Below are 908 nucleotides of genomic sequence, written 5' to 3'. Positions count from 1 at the left end.
GTGCGCGATGCGGTGATAGAAATAGTAGCGCAGATCATCGAGCAGGAAGGCCACCAGAAAGACCCAGATCGACAGGCCGAGATTGAAGACGCGGAACTGCCAGAGCCACAGCAACGCCCAGTAGGACACGACGCCAAGCAGCAGCCCGGCAACGACATTGCCGGTACCCATCATCAGGCTGGTCAATGTGTCGCGCGTTTCGAACGAACCCTTGGCACGGCCGGTGCGCACCAACCAAAGCTCGATCAGGATCGCGACAACGAAGAACGGGATGGCCAGTTGAGTGACCTGCGGAAAATTGTAGTCGTCCATCATGCCGCCTCTCCGCCGAAACTCTGCGGCTCAAGCGCCTTCAGCAAGCCTTGCGCATCCGTTGCGCTGGCAAAGCGGAAGCGGCCGCCCTTCCAGGTGAAATCGGCGAGCCGCAGCGAGACCGTATTCCCGTCTCCAGCGTCCAAAATCGTGACATCTTGAGGCGTGACGATGCGGGTCAAGAAGCAGTCGCCTACGCTGTGAACGATCCCGAAGCGCCCTCGCCCGATATCCAGGAACGCGGTCCCGGCATCTGCTGTCAGGCGGACTGCCGCCACGATCTCGTCGGGAAAATCCTCGGCGAACCGGCTCTTCGCATGATCTGCGCCACTGAGCGTCGCCGTCTTGCTGCCGCCAGTGAAATGCACCGCGGCAACCGACAGCGCGATGCCAAGGGCGACGATCGCAACCAGCAAAGGCAAGCTCATTGAATGGGTATCTCCTCCGGCCGGCCTGTCGTCTATGGCGACAGTTTTGGCGCGGAGACTTCTTAGCACGGTTGACGTTTACGTCAAAGTGCTGGCCAACCCTTGCTCGCGCGGCGCAGCAATAGCCAATGCCGGCGCAAGGCCGAGAGCCGCGCCACGCCACCGAAC

General features: G+C 61.3%; 1 protein-coding gene and 1 pseudogene. Both read right to left on the bottom strand.

Going from position 1 to position 908, the window contains the following annotated elements; genetic code table 11:
- A pseudogene (locus EN994_RS33315) lies at positions 1-315 on the bottom strand (sterol desaturase family protein); the annotation flags it as partial.
- Positions 312-740, bottom strand: coding sequence for a hypothetical protein (locus EN994_RS33310; RefSeq protein WP_027160420.1), 429 nt, complete (start codon positions 738-740; stop codon positions 312-314). The gene EN994_RS33310 and the pseudogene EN994_RS33315, both read right to left, overlap by 4 nt.
- Between the last annotated feature and the right edge of the window lie 168 nt (positions 741-908).

This window comes from Mesorhizobium sp. M7A.F.Ca.CA.002.09.1.1, assembly GCF_003998555.1.
In the GTDB taxonomy this organism is placed as follows: domain Bacteria; phylum Pseudomonadota; class Alphaproteobacteria; order Rhizobiales; family Rhizobiaceae; genus Mesorhizobium; species Mesorhizobium ciceri.
Note: the sequence above shows the minus strand (reverse complement) of the source record. Positions and strands in the feature narration are given on the sequence as shown.